This is a genomic window from Acidimicrobiales bacterium, from assembly GCA_016794585.1.
Classification (GTDB): Bacteria; Actinomycetota; Acidimicrobiia; order Acidimicrobiales; family DATDAH01; genus JAEUJM01.
In genome coordinates this window covers 46,986-65,342 of record JAEUJM010000049.1, presented here as the reverse complement: position 1 = coordinate 65,342, position 18,357 = coordinate 46,986, and the positions used below count along the sequence as shown (strand labels likewise).

The 18,357-nt window shown below is 73.2% G+C and carries 18 protein-coding genes; 5 read left to right on the top strand and 13 right to left on the bottom strand.

Translation table 11 applies throughout. The annotated features are described in order from the left end of the window. Positions 1 to 577 precede the first annotated feature (577 nt). Both JNK12_25240 and JNK12_25235 read left to right on the top strand, forming a co-directional pair. A complete protein-coding gene (locus JNK12_25240; GenBank protein MBL8779253.1) occupies positions 578 to 2,227 on the top strand; it encodes an acetolactate synthase large subunit in 1,650 nt (549 codons plus the stop codon). Then, entirely contained in the window at positions 2,227 to 3,612 is a 1,386-nt protein-coding gene (locus JNK12_25235) for an aldehyde dehydrogenase family protein (protein MBL8779252.1), read from the top strand. Before JNK12_25240 ends, JNK12_25235 begins: the two co-directional genes overlap by 1 nt. Positions 3,613 to 3,625: 13 nt before the next feature. Here the strand turns inward: JNK12_25235 and cobA are convergent, their stop codons facing one another. The 6 genes from cobA to JNK12_25205 form a co-directional block, all read right to left on the bottom strand. Beyond that, on the bottom strand, positions 3,626 to 5,095 hold the full coding sequence (cobA, locus tag JNK12_25230) for a uroporphyrinogen-III C-methyltransferase (protein ID MBL8779251.1): 1,470 nt from the start codon (positions 5,093 to 5,095) through the stop codon (positions 3,626 to 3,628). Between the two features lie 99 nt (positions 5,096 to 5,194). Continuing rightward, positions 5,195 to 6,097, bottom strand: coding sequence for a hydroxymethylbilane synthase (gene hemC, locus JNK12_25225; protein MBL8779250.1), 903 nt, complete (start codon positions 6,095 to 6,097; stop codon positions 5,195 to 5,197). A 62-nt stretch (positions 6,098 to 6,159) separates the two neighbouring features. Further along, on the bottom strand, positions 6,160 to 7,428 hold the full coding sequence (locus tag JNK12_25220; protein ID MBL8779249.1) for a glutamyl-tRNA reductase: 1,269 nt from the start codon (positions 7,426 to 7,428) through the stop codon (positions 6,160 to 6,162). Next, entirely contained in the window at positions 7,413 to 8,072 is a 660-nt protein-coding gene (locus JNK12_25215; GenBank protein ID MBL8779248.1) for a bifunctional precorrin-2 dehydrogenase/sirohydrochlorin ferrochelatase, read from the bottom strand. Before JNK12_25215 ends, JNK12_25220 begins: the two co-directional genes overlap by 16 nt. An 8-nt stretch (positions 8,073 to 8,080) precedes the next feature. After that, positions 8,081 to 8,773: a redox-sensing transcriptional repressor Rex gene (locus JNK12_25210; GenBank protein MBL8779247.1), complete on the bottom strand. Its 693-nt coding sequence runs from the start codon at positions 8,771 to 8,773 to the stop codon at positions 8,081 to 8,083. Positions 8,774 to 8,836: 63 nt separating this feature from the next. Next, positions 8,837 to 10,333: an AMP-binding protein gene (locus JNK12_25205; protein MBL8779246.1), complete on the bottom strand. Its 1,497-nt coding sequence runs from the start codon at positions 10,331 to 10,333 to the stop codon at positions 8,837 to 8,839. A gap of 51 nt (positions 10,334 to 10,384) precedes the next feature. Between JNK12_25205 and JNK12_25200 the strand changes: the two genes are divergently transcribed. Genes JNK12_25200 through JNK12_25190 form a run of 3 tightly spaced genes read left to right on the top strand, consistent with a single transcriptional unit; the run spans position 10,385 to position 12,716 of the window. After that, positions 10,385 to 11,344, top strand: coding sequence for an ABC transporter ATP-binding protein (locus tag JNK12_25200; GenBank protein ID MBL8779245.1), 960 nt, complete (start codon positions 10,385 to 10,387; stop codon positions 11,342 to 11,344). Further along, positions 11,341 to 12,243, top strand: coding sequence for an ABC transporter permease (locus JNK12_25195; GenBank protein ID MBL8779244.1), 903 nt, complete (start codon positions 11,341 to 11,343; stop codon positions 12,241 to 12,243). The genes JNK12_25200 and JNK12_25195 overlap by 4 nt, the downstream gene beginning before the upstream one ends. 26 nt (positions 12,244 to 12,269) lie before the next feature. Beyond that, positions 12,270 to 12,716 carry an SRPBCC family protein gene (locus JNK12_25190; protein ID MBL8779243.1) on the top strand — a complete coding sequence of 149 codons (447 nt, stop codon included), beginning with the start codon at positions 12,270 to 12,272 and terminating at the stop codon, positions 12,714 to 12,716. 15 nt (positions 12,717 to 12,731) lie between these two features. On the opposite strand, the gene JNK12_25185 is transcribed toward JNK12_25190, so the two are convergent. The 7 genes from JNK12_25185 to JNK12_25155 all read right to left on the bottom strand — a co-directional run bounded on the left by JNK12_25185 (position 12,732) and on the right by JNK12_25155 (position 18,311). Then, positions 12,732 to 13,166, bottom strand: a complete 435-nt coding sequence (locus tag JNK12_25185; protein ID MBL8779242.1) for a PIN domain-containing protein — start codon at positions 13,164 to 13,166, stop codon at positions 12,732 to 12,734. Next, positions 13,167 to 13,709: a hypothetical protein gene (locus tag JNK12_25180; protein MBL8779241.1), complete on the bottom strand. Its 543-nt coding sequence runs from the start codon at positions 13,707 to 13,709 to the stop codon at positions 13,167 to 13,169. A gap of 143 nt (positions 13,710 to 13,852) precedes the next feature. Further along, positions 13,853 to 14,746, bottom strand: a complete 894-nt coding sequence (locus tag JNK12_25175; GenBank protein MBL8779240.1) for an SAM-dependent chlorinase/fluorinase — start codon at positions 14,744 to 14,746, stop codon at positions 13,853 to 13,855. 37 nt (positions 14,747 to 14,783) lie between these two features. Beyond that, positions 14,784 to 15,941, bottom strand: coding sequence for a glycosyltransferase family 1 protein (locus JNK12_25170; protein MBL8779239.1), 1,158 nt, complete (start codon positions 15,939 to 15,941; stop codon positions 14,784 to 14,786). A 35-nt stretch (positions 15,942 to 15,976) separates the two neighbouring features. Then, positions 15,977 to 16,114 (bottom strand): helix-turn-helix domain-containing protein, encoded by a 138-nt coding sequence (locus JNK12_25165; protein ID MBL8779238.1) that lies wholly within the window; start codon positions 16,112 to 16,114, stop codon positions 15,977 to 15,979. Positions 16,115 to 16,275: 161 nt separating this feature from the next. Continuing rightward, positions 16,276 to 17,070, bottom strand: a complete 795-nt coding sequence (locus JNK12_25160; GenBank protein ID MBL8779237.1) for a pyrroline-5-carboxylate reductase — start codon at positions 17,068 to 17,070, stop codon at positions 16,276 to 16,278. A gap of 11 nt (positions 17,071 to 17,081) precedes the next feature. Further along, a complete protein-coding gene (locus tag JNK12_25155; GenBank protein ID MBL8779236.1) occupies positions 17,082 to 18,311 on the bottom strand; it encodes an MFS transporter in 1,230 nt (409 codons plus the stop codon). Between the last annotated feature and the right edge of the window lie 46 nt (positions 18,312 to 18,357).

Genomic DNA, 18,357 nt, shown 5'->3' with positions numbered 1-18,357 from the left:
CGCCCGCTGCCATACGCTCCGTTCGCGCACCCCGCTCTGCCTCCCTGGTTCGGACCGTCAGACAGCCCGAAACCTAAGAAGCAGGCGGGGTGCGCTCGCGGATAACCGCCCGAACCGACCCACGGATCAGTCAGAAGCGCCGATATCGAGGGGGTATTTCCTCCAAAGGCGCTTGAATCGGCGAGGATTGGGACGGGTGGCCACGGTGCGTGGCGAAGGCGGCGAACATTGCCGCCGGCGAGGAGCACACCTCCGTCCTCGCGCCTTTCGCCCCACCAAGTTCAGGTCGAATTGGCCGTGACGGCCGACGCGACGAGACGCCCCTGAGCAGGGCGTTGCTCTTCTCCCCGGGACGGAGGGCACGGTCGACGCCTTGGCCACCACGAGGCGCTCGGCGGTATCCGGCGCCATCGCCAGCCGCCGCTCGGCGGGGCGCCGGTCTTGGACCACGACCTCGGCAGCGGCCTGTCGCTCGGCGGTGGTCCTCGTCAGTACCGGCGGACGGCGGGTCTCCCGAGCAGGCGCCGCCGCGTCGTGACATGCTCGCGCCGCCCTCGCCGCCGTGGATGGGAGTCCCATGAAGGCCAGCGACCTGTTCCTGCGATGCCTCGAGGCCGAGGGGGTCGAGTACATCTTCGGCGTCCCCGGCGAGGAGAACGCCGACCTGATGATCTCCCTGCTGGACTCGCCCATCGAGTTCATCGTGTGCCGCCACGAGCAGGGCGCGGCCTACATGGCCGACATGTACGGGCGCATGACCGGCAAGGCCGGCGTCTGCCTCGGCACCCTCGGCCCCGGCGCCACCAACCTGATGACCGGCGTCGGCCAGGCCGACATGGACCACTCGCCGCTCGTGGCCATCACCGGCCAGGGGGCGGTCACCCGCCTCCACAAGGAGTCGCACCAGGCCATGGACGTCGTGGCCATGTTCGGCCCCATCACCAAGTGGGCCGAGTCCGTCTACGACGCCCGCACCATCCCCGAGATCGTGCGCAAGGCCTTCAAGCTGGCCCAGGCCGAGAAGCCCGGCGCCACCCACATCGAGCTGCCCGAGGACATCGCCAAGGAGGAGGTCGACGACGTCCCCATCGTCCCCGGCTTGAAGGTGCGACGGCCCATCGCCGACGACAAGTCCATCGAGGCGGCCATGGCCATGATCGCCGCCGCCGAGCGACCCGTCCTCCTGATCGGCAACGGGTGCGCCCGCACGCGGGTCACCAAGCAGCTCAACCGCTTCGTCGACGAGACGGGCATCTATGCGGCCATGACCTTCATGGCCAAGGGTGTCATCTCCGACCGCCACGACCAGAGCCTCTTCGCCGCCGGCCTCGGCATCCGCGACCACGTGCAGACGGTGTTCGAGCACGCCGACCTCGTCATCTCGGTCGGCAACGACATGGTCGAGTGGCACCCGGCGCGCTGGAACCCCCAGCACGACAAGCCCATCCTCCACATCGACTTCCTGCCCGCCGAGGTGGACGGCGCCTACCGGCCCGACGTCGAGGTGGTGGGTGACATCGCCGGCGCCATGTGGGAGATCAACGAGCGCCTCGGCGACGACCACCGCAAGGCCGACGTGGCCGAGTTCGCCGAGGTGCGCCGCACCCTCGTGCACGAGCTCACCGTCGAGTACGCCGAGGACGACGGCTTCCCAATGAAGCCCCAGCGCATCCTCCACGACCTGCGCCAGGAGCTGGCCGACGACGACATCCTCATCAGCGACGTCGGCGCCCACAAGATGTGGACCGCCCGCCACTACCCCACCTACGAGCCCAACACCTGCATCATCTCCAACGGCTTCTGCTCGATGGCCGGGTCCCTGCCCGGTTCGATCTCGGCGAAGATGGTCCACCCCGACCGCAACGTCGTCGCGCTGCAGGGCGACGGCGGCTTCATGATGAACGTGCAGGAGCTGGCCACCGCCGCGATGTACGGCGTGCCCTGCGTGCAGGTGGTGTGGGAGGACGGCGAGTACGGCCTCATCAAGTGGAAGCAGACCATCGGCTTCGGGCAGAGCTCGCACACGAAGTTCGCCAACCCCGACTTCCTGAGGTTGGGCGAGGCCTTCGGGTGCTTCACCCGCCGGATCGAGGCCGCCGACGACTTCCGGCCCACGCTGCGCGAGGCCTTCGCCCAGACCGACCGACCGTCGCTCATCATCGTCCCCGTCGACTACCGCGAGAACATGCTCCTCACCGAGCGCTGCGGCCAGATCCTCGCCCGCTGATGGCTCGACGGGTGATCGCCTCGCCGTACACGGGCGAGGTGGTCGGCAGCGTCGAGCTGGCGCCGGCCGGGGTCGTGGACGCCACCGTCGCCCGCCAGGCGGCGATGGTCGCCGACCGCGACCGCTGGCTGCCGGCGCACCAGCGCATCGAGGTGCTGAAGGGCGCCGCCGCGCTGGTCGCCGGCCGACGCGAGGAGCTGGCCCGCCTCATCGCCTCCGAGGGCGGCAAGCCCCTCACCGACGCCCTCGTCGAGGTGGACCGCGCCGCCAACGGCCTCGAGCTCTGCGCCGAGGAGGTCGGCCACCAGGCCGGCGAGGAGGTCCCCATGGGGCTCACGCCGGCGTCGGCGGGGCGCCTGGCCTTCACCACCCGTGAGCCCATCGGGGCGGTCGTGGCGGTCAGCGCCTTCAACCACCCCCTGAACCTGATCGTGCACCAGACCGGCCCCGCCATCGCCGCCGGCTGCCCGGTCTTCGTGAAGCCCGCCAGCCCCACCCCCCTGTCGGCGGTCGCCCTCGGCGGCATCTACGCGGAGGCGGGGCTGCCCGAGGACTGGTGCGTGATCTCCCCCTGTGAGAACGACGTGGCCGAGCGGGCCGTCACCAGCGACCGCATCGGCTTCTTCAGCTTCATCGGCTCGGCCCGGGTGGGGTGGGCGCTGCGCTCGAAGCTGGCGCCGGGCGTGCGCGCCGCGCTCGAGCACGGCGGCGTGGCCCCGCTGATCGTCGATGCGTCGGCTGACCTCGACAAGGCCGTCCCCGCCATCTTGAAGGGCGGCTACTACCACGCCGGCCAGGTGTGCGTGTCGGTGCAGCGGGTCTTCGCCGACGCCGCCGTGGCCGACGAGCTGGTCGAGCGGCTGGTCGCCGGCGTCGCCGACCTGGTGGTGGGTGACCCGCTCGACCCGACGACGCAGGTGGGGCCGCTGATCCGCCAGGGCGAGGTGGATCGGGTGGACGACTGGGTCCAGGCCGCGGCTGCCGCCGGGGCCACCGTGGCCGCGGGCGGCGAGCGACTGGACCACCAGTGCTACGCCCCGACACTGCTCGTCGACCCTCCCGCCGACGCCACCGTGATGACCGACGAGGTCTTCGGCCCTCTGGTCAACGTCACCCGCACCTCGGGCCTCGACGACGCCATCGCCCGGGCCAACTCGCTCCCCTGGGCCTTCCAGGCGGCCGTCCTGGCCCAGGACGTCGACGCCGCCATGCGGGCCGCCACCCGCCTCAACGCCTCCTCGGTGATGATCAACGACCACACCGCCTTCCGGGTCGACTGGATGCCCTTCGGCGGCCGCGGCCCCAGCGGCCTCGGCATGGGTGGCATGTCCCACACCGTCCACGAGATGACCCGCCCCAAGATGATCGTCCTCCCCACCGGCTGACGGGCCGGCGGCGTCAGCGGGCCACGTGCGCCGCCAGCGCCGCCACCAGGCCGGGGATGGTGTGCTCGGCGGCGACGACGTCGACGCGGAGGCCGTGGGCGCGGGCGGTGTCAGCGGTGACGGGGCCGATGCAGGCGACGAGGGGCGGGACCGGGTCGTCGCCCTTGATCTCGAGGTAGCGCTCGACCGTCGAGGACGCGGTGAAGGTGATGATGTCGGCGGTGGCGGCGGCCTCGCGCTCGGCCGCCGTGGGCGCCGCCGTGACGGTGCGGTAGGCCTCGACCACGTCGACCTGCCAGCCCGCGGCCCGCAGGCCCTCCGGCAGCACGTCGCGGGCGACCGCCGCCCGGGGTAGGAGGACGCGTCCCCCACGGTCGGACGGCGGCGCCGGGAAGGCGGCGAGCAGCGACTCGGCCACGTACTCCTCCGGGAGCAGGTCGGCCACGATGTTGCGGGCGGCGAGCGCGCCCGCCGTCCCGGGGCCGATGGCCGCCACCGACACCCCGCCGAGGGCCCGGGCATCGCGCAGCTCGTCGAGGAAGCGGGTGGCGCCGTTCACCGAGGTGAGGACCACCCAGTCGTACTTCCCCGCCGCCGTGGCGGCGGACGCCGCCCGCAGGGCCGCGCCGCCGTCGGCGGGCTCGGTGATCTCGATGGCGGCGAGCTCGACGGTGGAGGCACCGGCCCACTCCAGGGCCTTCACCAGCGCCGAGGCCTGCTCGCGGGCGCGGGTGACGACCACCCCCTTGCCGAACAGCGGGCGGGACTCGAACCAGGACAGGTCCTGCGCCGCCACCTCGCCGATGACGATGGTCGAGGGCGAGGCGAGCGGCTGGTCGGCCAGCGCGCCGAGGGTGGCCCGGATGGTGCGCTGCTCGGGCCGGGTGCCCCACTGCACCGACGCCGCCGGCGTGTCCGGCGACAGCCCGCCGGCCATCAGGCGGTCGGCGATGGCCCGGATGCGCCCCACCCCCATGAGCACCACGATGGTGCCGCCGACCTGCGCCACGGCCTCCCAGTTCACCGACGACTCGGGGCGGGTCGGGTCCTCGTGGCCGGTCACGACGGTGAACGACGTCGACGAGTGGCGTAGGGTGACGGGGATGCCGGCGTAGGCGGGCACCGCGATGGCCGACGTCACCCCGGGGACGACCTCGAAGGGCACCTCGGCCGCCAGCAGCGCCGCCGCCTCCTCGCCGCCCCGGGCGAACACGAACGGGTCACCGCCCTTCAGGCGCACCACGGCCTGCCCCGCCCGCCCCCGCTCGACCAGCAGGGCGTTGATCTCGTCCTGCGGCGTGGACAGCCCGCCCGGCACCTTGGCCACGCTGATGCGCTCGGCACCGGCCGGCGCCAGGGCGAGGAGGCCGTCGAGCGATAGCCGGTCGTAGATCACGACATCTGCGGCGGCCAGCACCTCGGCGGCGCGCACGGTCAACAGCCCGGGGTCACCGGGGCCGGCGCCGACGAGGTACACGGTCATGGCCTCAGTCCACCACGAACCCACCCGGTTGCGGCGCCCGCCAACCCCCCGAGCCCACACCCCTACTCGTTCTGGGTACTGGAAGGGAGACCCGGGGGTTCAGGCGAGGAGGGCGGCGCCGCCGTGGTCGTCGAGCAGGGACCGGGCCAGGGAGTGGCCCAGGGCGGCGGTCTCCGAGGCGGCGCCGGCGACGGACTCCCGCAGCACGACGTGGCCGTCGAGCGAGGCCAGCAGACCCTCCAGCTCCAGTGAGCCGTCGGCGGCGAGGGTGGCGTGGGCGCCGGCGGGCAGGTCGCAGTCGCCGCCCAGCTCGGCCAGGAAGCCCCGCTCGGCATCCACGGCCGCCCGGCTGGGGACGTGCTCGATGGCGGTCAACGCAGACAGCACCGGCTCGTCGCCGGCTCGGGCCTCGATGGCGAGGGCGCCCTGGCCCACCTGCGGCAGCATCACCGACGGCTCCAGAACCTCGGCAGCGCGGTCGGCCATCCCCAGGCGCTCGAGCGCAGCGGCGGCCATGACGATGGCGCCGAAGTCGGGGGCCTTGGCCAGGCGGGTCGCGATGTTGCCCCGCAGCCCGGTGAAGGTGAGGTCGGGTCGCAGCCACGCCAGCTGGGCCCGGCGGCGGACCGAGCCGGTGGCCACGAGGGCGCCGGTGGGCAGGTCGGCGAGGGTCGAGCCCACGAGAGCGTCGCGGGGCTCGCCCCGCTCGGGGACGCAGGCGAGGACGAGGCCGGGGACCTCGACCGAGGGCAGGTCCTTGGCCGAGTGCACGGCGAAGTCGGCCCGGCCGTCGAGCACCGCGGCCTGCACCTCCTTCACGAAGACGCCCTTGCCCCCGATCTCCCAGATGGGCCGGTCGAGCACGACGTCGCCGGAGGTCTCGACCACGACGGGCTCGACCTCGATGCCGGCCGGCGCCAGCAGGGCGGTGACGTGCTCGACCTGCCACAGGGCGAGCGGGCTCCCCCGGGTCGCGGCCCGAAGACGCACATCGTCACCCACGGGTGCACCCGCTCACGGGTCGAGCTGGAGGAGGCCAGCGCCACGGCGCGGCGCCGCGGCACTCACAGGTCGAAGAGGGTGCGCAGCGACTCGGCCAGACGGTCGCCACGTGGGGTGCCCGCCGCGTCCTTGAGACGCACGGTGGGCTCGTGGAGCAGCTTGGCGAGGATGCCCCGGGTGAGGGCCTCGACCGCCTCGCGCTCACGCTCGTCCAGGCCGTCGAGCTTGGCCCGGTGGCGCTCGATCTCGGCGAGGCGGATGTCCTCCGCCTTGTCGCGCACGGCGGTGACGAGCGGCGCCACCTCGCGTGCCGTGCTGACCGACAGGTAGCGCTGGACCTCGTCGGTGACGATGCCGTCGACCGCGGTGACCTCACGCCGGCGCTGGGCGACGCCGGCCTCGGCGAAGACCCGCAGGTCGTCCATGTCGAGCAGGGTGACGCCGTCGAGCTCGCCGACGGCCGGGTCGATGTCGCGGGGCACGGCGATGTCGACGATGAGCAGCGGACGTCCGTTGCGCTGGGCGAGGGCGGGGGCGAAGTCGGCCTGCTCGAACATGATCGATGAGGCGCCGGTGGAGGTGAGCAGCACGTCGACGTCGGCGAGGACGGATGGCACGTCGTCGACGTGGACGGCGCGACCGCCGACCCCGGCGGCGACCTCTTCGGCCTTGGCCCAGGTGCGGTTGGCCACCAGCAGCTCGGGCGGGTCGACGGTGTCGGCCTCGGCCAGCGAGGCCACCATGCCCCGGCCCATGTCGCCGGCGCCGAGCACGAGGATGCGCTTCCCGGCGAGGGTGCCGAGGCGATCGGTGGCCATGGCCACCGCGGCCTGCGCCACCGAGGTGATGTGGCGGGCGATGGCCGTCTCGGTGCGGGCCCGCTTGCCCACCTCGAGGGCGTGACGGAACAACATGTTGAGCGACGTGCCGGCGGCCTGCTCGCTCTGGGCCAGCTCCCACGCCGACTTCACCTGGCCGAGGATCTCGCTCTCGCCCAGCACGGCCGAGTCGAGGCCGGCGGCGACGCCGAAGAGGTGCTCGACGGCCTCGTCGTCGTAGTGGGTGTAGAGGTGGTCGCTGAAGGCCTCAGGCGGGAGGTAGGCCATCTCGGACAGGAAGTTGCGAATGTCCTGGTAGGCCGGGTGGAAGCGCTCGACGACCGCGTAGACCTCGGTGCGGTTGCAGGTGGAGAGCAGCACCGCCTCGCCGATCTCGTCGCGGGAGCAGAGGTCGTGCAGGGCCTTGGGCAGGCGCGCGTCGCTGACCGTCATGCGCTCCAACAGGTCCAACGGGACCGTGCGGTGGTTCAGCCCGACTACGACGACAGACACGCCTGCAGGCGCTCCTTGGCTTCGGCGACACGACCCTCTCGGATCAGCTCCAGCATTCCCGAGTCGAGCGCCTCTTGCCAGTCGAGACCCTCGGTCGAGCGGCCCTCGGCCCGGATCGACTGCCGGGCGTCAGCGAGCACATCGATCAGTGTGTCGTATTCGGGGCCAAACTCCGCCTCGAAACGCCGGCGCAACCAGGTGGCCAGGGCGGGACTGTGACCCCCCGTGGAGAAGGTGACGAGCAGCCGACCCCGGCGGACCCGGGACGGCAGGGTGAAGGTGCAGTTGGCGGGGTCGTCGGCGCTGTTCACGAGCACCCCGGCGCGCTGGGCGTCGAGGAAGACCTGGTGGTTGGTCGCGGGCGTGGCGGTGGCGGTGATGACGAGCATTCGACCATCGAGATCGGCGGCCCGGTAGGGACGTTGGTCCCAAGTGAGGCGGTCGCCTCCCTCCGGCGCCGCCACCTCGGCCGCCACCATCTCGGCCAACAGCTCGCCGATCTCGGGGGCGACCACGTGCACGAAGGCGTCGCACTCGAGCAGGCCGGCCACCTTGTCGGCGGCCACCCGCCCGCCGCCCACCACGAGGCAGCGCCGCCCCGCCACCCGCAGGTTCACGGGGTACAGGGGCTCTTCGACCGGCACGGCCCGGCCTACCCGTCGCCGGCGGCGCGCTTGGCGGCGGGGTCGGTGCGACGCTGCTGGTAGAAGCTGAGGATCTGGAGCTCGACCGCGAGGTCGACCTTGCGCAGCGACATCCCGTCGGGGACGGTGACGATGGCGGGCGCGAAGTTGAGGATCGAGCTGACGCCGGCCGCCACCATGCGGTCGGCCACGTCCTGCGCCGCCGCCGCGGGGGTGGCGATGATGCCGATGGCGGCCTGGTGCTCGCCCACGATCTCGGGCAGGTCGTCGATGTGGCGCACCTCGATGCCCCCGAGGCTCTTGCCCACCTTCTTCGGGTCGGCGTCGACCAGCGCGGCCACGGGAAAGCCGCGGTCGCCGAAGCCCCCGTAGTTGGCGAGGGCGCGGCCCAGGTTGCCCACGCCGGCGATGATGACGGGCCAGTCGTGGGTGAGCCCCAGCTCGCGGCTCATCTGGAACAACAGGTACTCGACGTCGTAGCCCACGCCGCGCGTGCCGTAAGAGCCGAGGTAGGAAAGGTCCTTGCGCACTTGCGCGGCATTGACGCCGGCCAGCTCGGCCAGCCGCTCGGACGAGATGGTCGCGATCTTGTCGTCGGCGAGCCCCAGGAGGGTGCGGACGTACACCGGCAGGCGGGCCACCGTGGCCTCGGGGATGTGGCGCGCCGACGCCTTCTTCGGACGAGGCGCGCGACCCTCCATGACGGGCGACGGTACCGCGCTCGTGCCTCCGTTCACAAAGTCCCGAGCGGGACCCGCAGCGGCCTACTTCAGGGTGCGGCGGAGCACCTTGCCGGCCACGTTCTGGGGCAGTTCGTCGACGAACATCACCTTCGACGGGCACTTGTAGCGGGCCAGTTGATCCGCGCACCACGCGATGAGGTCGTCTTCCTCCACGGCGAAGCCGTCGGCTGCAACCACGAAGGCCTTCACCGCCTCACCGGAGTGCGGGTGGGGCACGCCCACCACCGCGGCGGCGTCGACCGCGGGATGCTCGATGAGGATCTCCTCCACCTCGGCGGGGTACACGTTGAAGCCGGACACGATGATGAGGTCCTTGGCCCGGTCCACCAGGAAGAGGTAGCCGTCGTCGTTGACCACGGCGAGGTCACCCGTGCGCAACCAGCCCTCAGGGGTGAGGGCGGCGGCGGTGGCCTCGGGGTCGTTCCAGTAGCCGTGGAAGACGTTGGGGCCCCGCACCCACACCTCGCCCTCGTCGCCGATGAGCACGTCGTCGCCGTCGGGGTCGACGAGGCGCATCTCGATGCCGCGGATGGGGCGGCCGATGGAGCCGACGGGGGCGTCGGGCAGGCCGTTGGCCGTCGCGACCACGGGGGAGGTCTCGGTGAGGCCGTAGCCCTCGACCAGGCGCACCCCGAACCGCTCCATGAGCCGGCGGGGCACCTCGTCGGGCAGCTTGGCGGCACCGGAGGTGGCGAGGCGGACCGAGGCGAAGGCGTCCGGGGCGGCGTCGGGCTGGTCGGCGAGGGCGGCCCACATGGTCGGGGGGCCCGAGACGAGGGTGGCCTGGTGGCGGGCGATGGCCTCGAGAGCCGAGGACGGGTCGAAGCGCTCGATGAGCAGCACGCACCCGCCCACGTCCAGGGCGCCGCCGAGCACCACGTTCAGCCCGAAGATGTGGAACAGGGGGATGACCCCGAAGCTGACGTCGCCCGCCTCCTGCGCGCGGCCCGGGCTGGACTGCACCTGCTCGAGGTTGGAGAGCAGGTTGCCGTGGGTGAGCATGGCCGCCTTCGGTGACCCTGCGGTGCCGCTGGTGAACATGAGCACGGCGAGATCGTCCGCTTCGCGTTCGACGATCGGGGCGGGGTCGGCGGCGAGGAGCTGGTCGAACGTGACCGACTCGCCCACGCCGGCGCCCGAGGGGCCCACGACGTACTCGAGGGCCGGGGTGGTCGAGCGGTCGACCGAGGCGAAGGCGTTGCGACCGGCCGGGCCCACGACGATGGCGCGGGCGCCGATGGCGGCCAGCTCGCGCTCGATCTCCCGATGCGGACTGAGAGGATTGAGGGGCACGGCCACGAGACCGGCGCCGAGGGTGGCCAGGTACGACACCACGAAGTACCAGTTGTTGGCGCACAGCAGCGCCACCCGGTCGCCCGGCTCGAGGCCCAGGCCGACGAGGCCACCACGGAAGCTGGCGACCTGCTCGCGCAGCTCGCCGTAGGTGGTCTTCTCGCCCCGGCTGATGAGGGCGACGGCGTCGGCGGGGTGCGGCTCGATGAGGCTCGCCAGGTTCACACCCTCAGTCCACCAGATTCCGCTGCCGATAGCACTTCCATGGCGATGGGGATGGCGATCGAGACCCATGAGCTCACGCGCGCGTTCCCCAGCGGCAAGGCGGTCGACCGCCTCACCTTCGACGTGCGCCCCGGCGAGGTGCTCGCCCTGCTCGGCCCGAACGGCGCCGGCAAGACCACCACCATCCGCATGCTCAACGGCGTGTTGCAGCCCGATGGCGGGACCGCTCGGGTGCTCGGCATCGACCCCGCGGCCGACGGTGACGCCGTGCGGCGGCGCACGGGCGTGCTCACCGAGAACGCCGGCCTGGACGAACGCCTGACCGCCCGGGAGAACCTGGCCTTCGCGGCACGCATCCGGGGCCTGCCCACCGCGGCCGCCGCCGAGCGGGCCGGCCTCCTGCTCGAGCGCTTCGGGATGAGCGACGAGGCCGACCGCTACATCGCCGGCTTCTCGACCGGCCAGCGCAAGCGGGTCGCCCTCGCCCGGGCCCTGCTCCACGATCCCGAGGTGCTCTTCCTCGACGAGCCCACCTCGGGCCTCGACCCGGCGGCCACCCGCGACGTCGTCGCCCACATCGGCTCGCTCGCCACCGAGCACGGCCGCACCGTCATCCTCTGCACCCACTTCCTCGGCGAGGCCGGAAAGCTGGCCGACCGCATGGCGGTGCTGCACCACGGCCGCCTCGAGGCCTTCGGGGCTCCGGAGGCCATCGCCGCCGACCTGTGGAGCGGGCTCTACGCCGACCTCGACCTCGGCGGGCCGGCCGGTGCCGAAGCCCTGACCCGCATCGAGCGGGTCGACGGCGTCCACGAGGTGACGACCGCCGACATCGGGGCCTCACTGCTGGTGCGCGACCGCGAGGTGCTCCCCGAGGTGGTGGCCGCCCTCGTCCACGCCGGCGTCCGGGTCTACGGGTCCACCCCCCGGCCGCCCACCCTCGAAGACGTCTACTTCGAGCTCGAGGCCCGGCGCGAGGCCGGCGAGGCCCTCCCAGGGGTGGCCGCATGACCATCGCGACGCCAGACGCGCCGGCCTCCTCGGCGAGCGCCCTGCCCGCCCCGGCGCCCGCGCTGGTGGCCGAGCGCCCCCCGGGTGACCGCCGGGCCCGCTTCGACGCCATGCGCGCCGTCGTGGCCAAGGACCTCACCGCGGTGAAGCGCTCGAAGGCCGTCGTCCTGCCGATGCTGTTCGTCCCCGTGCTGCTGCTGATCGTGCTGCCGCTGATCATCGGCCTGATCGCCTCGAACTCCCAGGCCGTCGAGGTGAACGACTTCCTCACCCGCCTGCCCGCCGGCGTGGCCGACCCCATCACCTCCCTCCCTCGCGAGGAGCAGATGGTGGTGCTGGTGAACGGCTACCTGCTGGCGCCGCTGTTCCTCATCGTCCCGCTGATGATCTCCGCCGTCCTCGCCGCCGACGCCTTCGCCGGTGAGAAGGAGCGCAAGACCCTCGAGTCGCTGCTGCACCTGCCGCTGCGCGACAACGACCTGTTCCTGGCCAAGCTGGCCAGCGCCTTCATCCCCGCGCTGGCGGTGTCGTGGATCGGGTTCCTCTGCTTCGCCACCGTGGCCAACACGGTGGCGTGGCCGGTGATGCACCGCCTGTTCCTGCCCACGCAGCTCTGGATGGTGATGATCCTCTGGGTGGCGCCGGCGGTGGCCGCCCTCGGCCTCGGCGTGATGGTGCGGGTGTCCGCCCGGGCGCGCACCGCGCAGGAGGCCAACCAGCTCGGCGGCGCGGTGATCCTGCCCCTCATCTTCCTGGCCATGGGCCAGGCCACCGGGCTGCTGCTCGTCGACCTGGCCGTCGCCCTCGGCATCGGCGCCGTGCTCTGGCTCCTGGCCATCTGGCTCATCGCGCGGGGCGCCCGGAAGTTCACCCGCGACGCCCTCGCCGCCAAGGTCTGACCGCGCCGCCGTAGGGTGCCGCTGTGGTGCACTTTCGGGTCGTCACCGAGGTCGCAGCCGATCCGCAGCGGTGCTTCGACGTCTCACGCGACATCGATGTGCACGTCGACTCGATGGGATCGTCCGGAGAGCAAGCCGTCGCCGGAGTCCGTCACGGCCTGATCGACCTCGATGAAGAGGTCACCTTCGAGGCGCGCCACCTCGGGCTCCGATGGCGCATGACCTCGCGGATCACCGAGTTCGATCGCCCCCATCAGTTCGTCGATGAGATGCAGAAGGGTCCCTTCGGATCGTGGCGCCATGAGCACCGCTACGAAGCGACCGCCCGCGGCACCCGCATGATCGATGAGGTCAGCTATCGGTCTCCCGCCGGGATCGTCGGCCGGGCGGTCGACCGGCTGTTCCTACGCCGATACATGATCCGTTTGATCACCGAGCGCGCTGAACACCTCCGCACGGTCGCCGAAGGCTGAGAGCGCCGGGTCGCCTCAGATGTCGTTCCAGTGGCGGGCGTCGGCGTAGCGGGCGAGGTGGGCGGGGTTGGTGGTGGCGATGACGACGTCGTCGCCGAGGTGCCGGGCCTGGGCGGCGAGGATCACGTCGCCGTCGAGGGCGTGGTCGTGAGCGGTCGGCCGGCCCGCGTTGCGAGCGTCGGCCCAGAGTCGCGCGGCGACGCGCAGCTGCGCCGTGGTCAGCGGCTCGTACCGCAAGTCGCTCGCGAGCTCGTCGAGGCGACGACGTGATCGATCGAGCCCTGCTCGCACCAGCTCCCGACGGACCTCGTAATCGGCGATCTCAGGGACCACGAGGTCATCGCCCCGCTCCTCGACCGAGGTCGCCCACGCGAGCACCTCCTCGTTGATCCGGCCCCCGCGAGCGTTGCACAGCAGACCGAGCGGCCCAGAGTCCAGGACGACCAGCACTCAGAACGGCCGACCTTCGGCGCGCCGGGTGGCCGCCAAGGCCTCCATGAGGATCGCCGACGACTCACGCTGCTCCTCCGGGTCGCCCATGTTCGCCACCCGCTCGAGAGCGGCGAGGGCTCGGGACCGCGAGCGCTGGGACCAGGCCTCGGGCGTCTGCGGTTGGTACCGCTCGGCCCGGGAGAACCGCTGCGCTCGCACGGAGCCCTTGCGGCCGGTGGTCGCAAACCCCAGCGACTCCATCTTGAGGCGCACCGCCACCCCCACGGCTTGACGGAACCGCTGGCCGTGGGGCCCGTCAAAGACGACGGCGATCACCGGATCGGCCTCGATGGGCACCACTGCACCCTGGAGCGCCGGGAGGTCGAGGCGGGTCGCGCTGGTCATGTCGTGGACGACCTGATGGTCGTTGAGGATCGCAAACACGCGATCGATGGCGTCAGCGTCCCGATCGACCACGTCGCGGTACTTGGCCGCGTGGGGGTCGGCGAGGAAGGTCTCCACGGTGATCGTGCGCGGGTTCGGCCGCACGGCGGTGTCCATGACCGCCCAAACTAGACCATCAGATCCTGCGGGTCTACACCCTTCGGCGGGCTGATGTCAGCGGGCGAGGAAGAAGAGCTGGAGCGTCGTGGCGCCCAGGATCAGCAGCAGGAGCAGGCCGATCACGATGGTGGTGCCCTTCCTCATCGGGGAGCGCCTTTCATCCGGGTAGCGGGGTCGGTGAGCGTCACCGGCGTGGTCACGCCGGCGCTCGGGGTGGGGTCGTCGCCCTCGAGGGCTTCGATGCTCAGCTCGTCGCCCTCGGCCAGGCCCAGGGTGGCGGCGGCGGAGTGGCCGTTGACGGCGATCGCGAGCAGGCCGTAGGAGTCGACCAGCAGGCCGACGTCGCCCGGGCCGAGCTCGGCGTAGGTGGTGCCGAGACGGGCGGAGCGGGTGGTGTCGCCGTAGCGCAGGCGCACGCGGTCGCCGAAGGCGGCGAGCTCGTCGGGGTCGACGTTCAGCTGTGCGTTGCCGAAGCGGTCCACCCACAGCACCTGGGCCATGACCACGCCGTCCTCCTCCCGGCTGAGGGGCAGGACGCCGGGCTGGAGCAGGCCGGGCTCGATGCGCTCGCCGAGCTCGGCGAGGTCGACGCCCTGGCACAGCTGGGCGGCCACGGGGGCGAAGATGTCGCGGCCGGCGAACGTGGCGCCCGCTGCGGGCAGGTGGAAGTCGGTGTTGGTGAGCTCGACGGCCCGGGTGGCGCCGCCGACCATGGCCACCGCCGGCGCCAGCAGCCCGTTGTCGGGGCCGACCAGCACGGACATGCCGTCGCCCACCTCGACCGCCACGCAGCGGCGGTCGCCGCCCACGCCGGGGTCGACCACGGCGAGCACGACGCCCGGGCACAGGTACTGGGCGCTGCGGGCCAGGAGGAGGCCGGCGGCCCGCACGTCGTGGGGGGCGATGTCGTGGGTGAGGTCGACCACCGCCGCCTCGGGCGTGATCGAGCGGATCACCGAGTGGACGACGCCCACGAACTCGTCGGCGTGCCCGTAGTCGGACAGGAAGGTGATGGTGTCGTAGCGCAGCGGCATCGCGGCCCCGACGGTACGGGGCGCGCCCCGCTCCCGGCTACCCCGCGCCGTCCGCGGCGAGCGCCTCCAGCCACCCCACCGCCTCAGCTGGCGCCGGCAGGGCCGTGCACTCGTCGCGCAACCGCTCGGCCGCGGCGCGGCCGGCCGGGTCGTCCAGCGTCTGCGAGACCGCGGCACCGATCTCGGCCGGCGTCGCCGTCACGGCGTCGAGCACGCACCCCACGCCCAGCGCCTCGACCCGGGCGGCATTCGACGGTTGGTCGGCGCCCAGTGGCAGCGCCACCACCGGGACGCCGTGGGCCAGCGCCCCGATGACGCCGCCCGATCCGCCGTGGGTGACGGCCACCGTGGCATGGGGCAGGACGGCCCACTGCGGCACGTAGCGCTCGATCCGCACGTTGGCGGGTTGCGGGCCGAGCTCGGCGGGGTCGAGCTCGCGACCGACGGTGACGAGGAGATCGACCGGCAGGTCCCGCACACCGGCCACGACCCGGGCGTAGAGGTCGCCCGCCTCCTGGTTGAACGCCGTCCCCAGGCTGGCGTAGACGAGCGGCCGCCCGGACGCCGGCGGTGCCCACCCGGCCGAGCCCCGCGCGGGCTCGGGGTCGGCGGGGCGAACGTGGCGGGCGCTCGGCGGCAAGGGGACCGAGGGGTCGCGGAACGAGGGCGGCGCCGGCACGAGCACGAGGTGCCGGTCGAGCATCCTCAGGTCAGGGTCCGCCGGGAGGCCCTGCCTCGCCCGCAGCGCCGCCAGCGCCTCGGCCAGCAGCGGGCGGCGCACGAAGGTGCCCGCCGGCATCGAGACCGTCGAGGCGTGCGGGACCCCGGCGCGCTCCGCCGCCACCATGGCGCCGAAGTCGACCTCGTCGCAGAGCACGACGTCGGGCACCCAGCGCCGAAGCAGGGCATCGAGGGCGGCGGCTCGGTCCCGAGCCACGGACCCGGCGAAGCCCTCGACCAGCACCCGGTCCTCGGCCGCCGGGTCGATGGGTCGCAGCGGGCGGCGCACGGGAGCGGGGTCCAGGGCCGGGTCACCGGTGGCGATCGCCGCGAAGCCCGCCGCCTCGACGGTCCCCACCAACGAGGGTCGGGGCGCGACGGCGACGTCGTGGCCGGCTGCGGCGACAGCGCGCGCCATCGGCAGCATCGGGGCCAGGTGGCCGTAGCCGCCGGCGAAGGTGACGAGGAGGCGCATGCGGGTGGGCGCCGCCTCAGAGGACCAGCGGGCCGTCAGCCCGCTTCGGTGTAGCGGGCGGCGATGAAGTCGTCGATGTCGCTCTCTTTGATCCGGTAGGACTTGCCCACCCGGATCGCGGCGAGGTCCCCGGCCTTGATCAGCCGGTAGACGGTCATCGTCGAGACTCTCATGAGGGACGCCACCTCGGCCACGGTGAGCAGCCGCGGGAGCGCGTTTGGCTGTGCCAAGGGTTGCACCCCTTCTCCGCTTGCCCGGCACGCTAGCGGAGCGTTGCTGATGGGGAAAGTGGGGCTGGTGTGGCTCTTCGGTGACGCTCGGCGCGGCGCGGTGCTCAGGCCCGGCCGAGCTCGCGGGAGCGCTCGGTGGCGGCCACCACCGCGTCGACGACCGCGCGCCGCACCTCGTTGGCGTCGAGCACGGCCAGGCCCGCGGCGGTGGTGCCGTTGGGCGAGGTCACGGCGATGCGCAGCGCCTCCGCGCTCTGGTCGGTCTCGGCCAGCAGGCGGGCGGCCCCGAGGAGGGTCTGGTTGACCAGCGCCTCGGTCACGTCGGCGGGGAGCCCGACGGTCGCCCCCGCCTCCATCAGCGCCTCGGCCACGAGGAACACGTAGGCGGGGCCCGAGCCGGACAGGCCCGTCACCGCGTCGAGCTGCTCCTCCGGGACCCGCACGGCGATGCCGACCGACGAGAGGACGGCGTCGGCCCAGTCGAGGTCGGCCTCGGTGGCCGACGTCCCGCCCGCGATGGCGGCGGCGCCGGCGCCCACCGTGGCGGGGGTGTTGGGCATGGCCCGCACCACGGCCGTGCCCGGCGGCAGGGCGCCCTCGAGCGTGGCGATCGTGACGCCGGCGGCGATGGACAGCACCCGGGCCGGGGCGTGGGCGTGCAGCTCGGCGCAGGCGGCCACGACGTCCTGGGGCTTGACCGCGAGGACCACCCCCTCGGCGGCGACGGCGGCGTCGACCACCACCAGGCCCGGGAGTCGGGCCGCGAGCTCGTCCCGGCGCTCGGGCAGGCGCTCGACGACGGCGAGCTCGTCGGCGGCCGCCCAACCGGCGTCGACCAGCCCCGCCACGAGGGCCTCGCCCATCTTCCCGCCCCCGACCACCAGCAGCTTCGCCGTCATGGGCGGCGACGTTACCCCTCGCCAGCGGGCGTCCCCTGGAGCGCAGGGCGCACCGACGTGTCGGCCCGCAGCTGCGCCACCAGCGTCGCGGCGGCGAGGGCGCCGCCGACCACGAAGACCGCACCGGGCAGCAGGGTGCTGAGGGCGGCGCCCGCGGCGAGGGGGCCGGCCACCTGCCCGGCGCGCGCCGCGCCCACCCAGACCGCCACGACCGCACCACGGCTGGCGGCGGGCGCCGAGCCGGCCACGAAGTCCTGGTAAGTGGGGATGGAGAGGCCTTCCCCGAGGCCGTAGAACAGCCCGCCGATGAGCACGACGATCAGGCTGGGGGCGAAGCCGATGGTCACGAAGGCCACGGTGAAGCACACCGAGCCGAACAGCACCAGCGCCCGCCCGCCGTACCCCGCCCTCAGGCGCCCCACGACAAGGGCGGCGGCCGTGGAGCTGAGGGCCGGCGCCGCGAGCACCAGGCCGCGGGCGCCGGCGGAGAGGCCGAAGCGGTCCTCGAGGAGGACGGGCAGCACGGTGAGGTACAGCCCGAAGATCAAGAAGAACACGCCGAAGGCGGCGAGCGTGGCCCGGGCCAGCAGGGGCTGGCGCAGCACCCGGCCGGCGTCGCGGAGCTGGCTGGCCACCGCCGGCTGGGGGTGCAGCTCGATGTCGGGCAACATCCGCCAGATGAGGGCGGCGGTGACGAGGGCCAGCGGATAGGGGGCGAACGACCAGCGCCAGCTCCCCAGCTCGGTGAGCAGGCCGCCGACGGCGGGGAAGATGGCCAGCGAGATGGTGAGGGTGGCGGCGTTGCGGCCGACGAGCTTCGCCCGCTCGGTGCCCGTCCAGTGATCGCCGATGATCACGACCGCGAGGTTGATGAGCCCGGCGCCACCCGCTCCCTGGATGAGGCGAAGGAGCAACAGCAGGGCGAACGACGGGGCGAGCGCCGCCAGGCCGCCACCCACCCCGAACACGACCAGACAGGGCACGAGCACCCGACGGCGGCCGAAGCGGTCGGCCAGCACCCCGATCAGGGGGGCCACGACGATCCCGGGCAGCGCACCGGAGGCCACCAGGAGCCCGGCGCGGCTGGACGGCTGGTCGAAGGCGTCGAGGATGTCCGGGATGGCGGGCCCGATGAGGGTGTTGTTGAGGATCCCGGTGACCGTCACCGAGTAGATGAGCAGCAGCGGCGGCGGCCCCGGCCGGACGTGGCCCCGAGCCCCCGGGGCCCGCAGCGCCGTCACCCGCACTTCCCCGATCCGAGCGTGCTGGCCCGGGCCCCGGGAGCGC

Coding starts and splice junctions, on each gene's coding strand:
- JNK12_25200 (MBL8779245.1), top strand. CDS start 10,385: ATGGCGATCGAGACCCATGAGCTCACGCGCGCGTTCCCCAGCGGCAAG.
- cobA (MBL8779251.1), bottom strand. CDS start 5,095: ATGACCGTGTACCTCGTCGGCGCCGGCCCCGGTGACCCCGGGCTGTTG.
- JNK12_25240 (MBL8779253.1), top strand. CDS start 578: ATGAAGGCCAGCGACCTGTTCCTGCGATGCCTCGAGGCCGAGGGGGTC.
- JNK12_25175 (MBL8779240.1), bottom strand. CDS start 14,746: ATGCCGCTGCGCTACGACACCATCACCTTCCTGTCCGACTACGGGCAC.
- JNK12_25160 (MBL8779237.1), bottom strand. CDS start 17,070: ATGACGGCGAAGCTGCTGGTGGTCGGGGGCGGGAAGATGGGCGAGGCC.
- JNK12_25170 (MBL8779239.1), bottom strand. CDS start 15,941: ATGCGCCTCCTCGTCACCTTCGCCGGCGGCTACGGCCACCTGGCCCCG.
- JNK12_25165 (MBL8779238.1), bottom strand. CDS start 16,114: ATGAGAGTCTCGACGATGACCGTCTACCGGCTGATCAAGGCCGGGGAC.
- JNK12_25235 (MBL8779252.1), top strand. CDS start 2,227: ATGGCTCGACGGGTGATCGCCTCGCCGTACACGGGCGAGGTGGTCGGC.
- JNK12_25195 (MBL8779244.1), top strand. CDS start 11,341: ATGACCATCGCGACGCCAGACGCGCCGGCCTCCTCGGCGAGCGCCCTG.
- JNK12_25180 (MBL8779241.1), bottom strand. CDS start 13,709: ATGGACACCGCCGTGCGGCCGAACCCGCGCACGATCACCGTGGAGACC.
- JNK12_25210 (MBL8779247.1), bottom strand. CDS start 8,773: ATGGAGGGTCGCGCGCCTCGTCCGAAGAAGGCGTCGGCGCGCCACATC.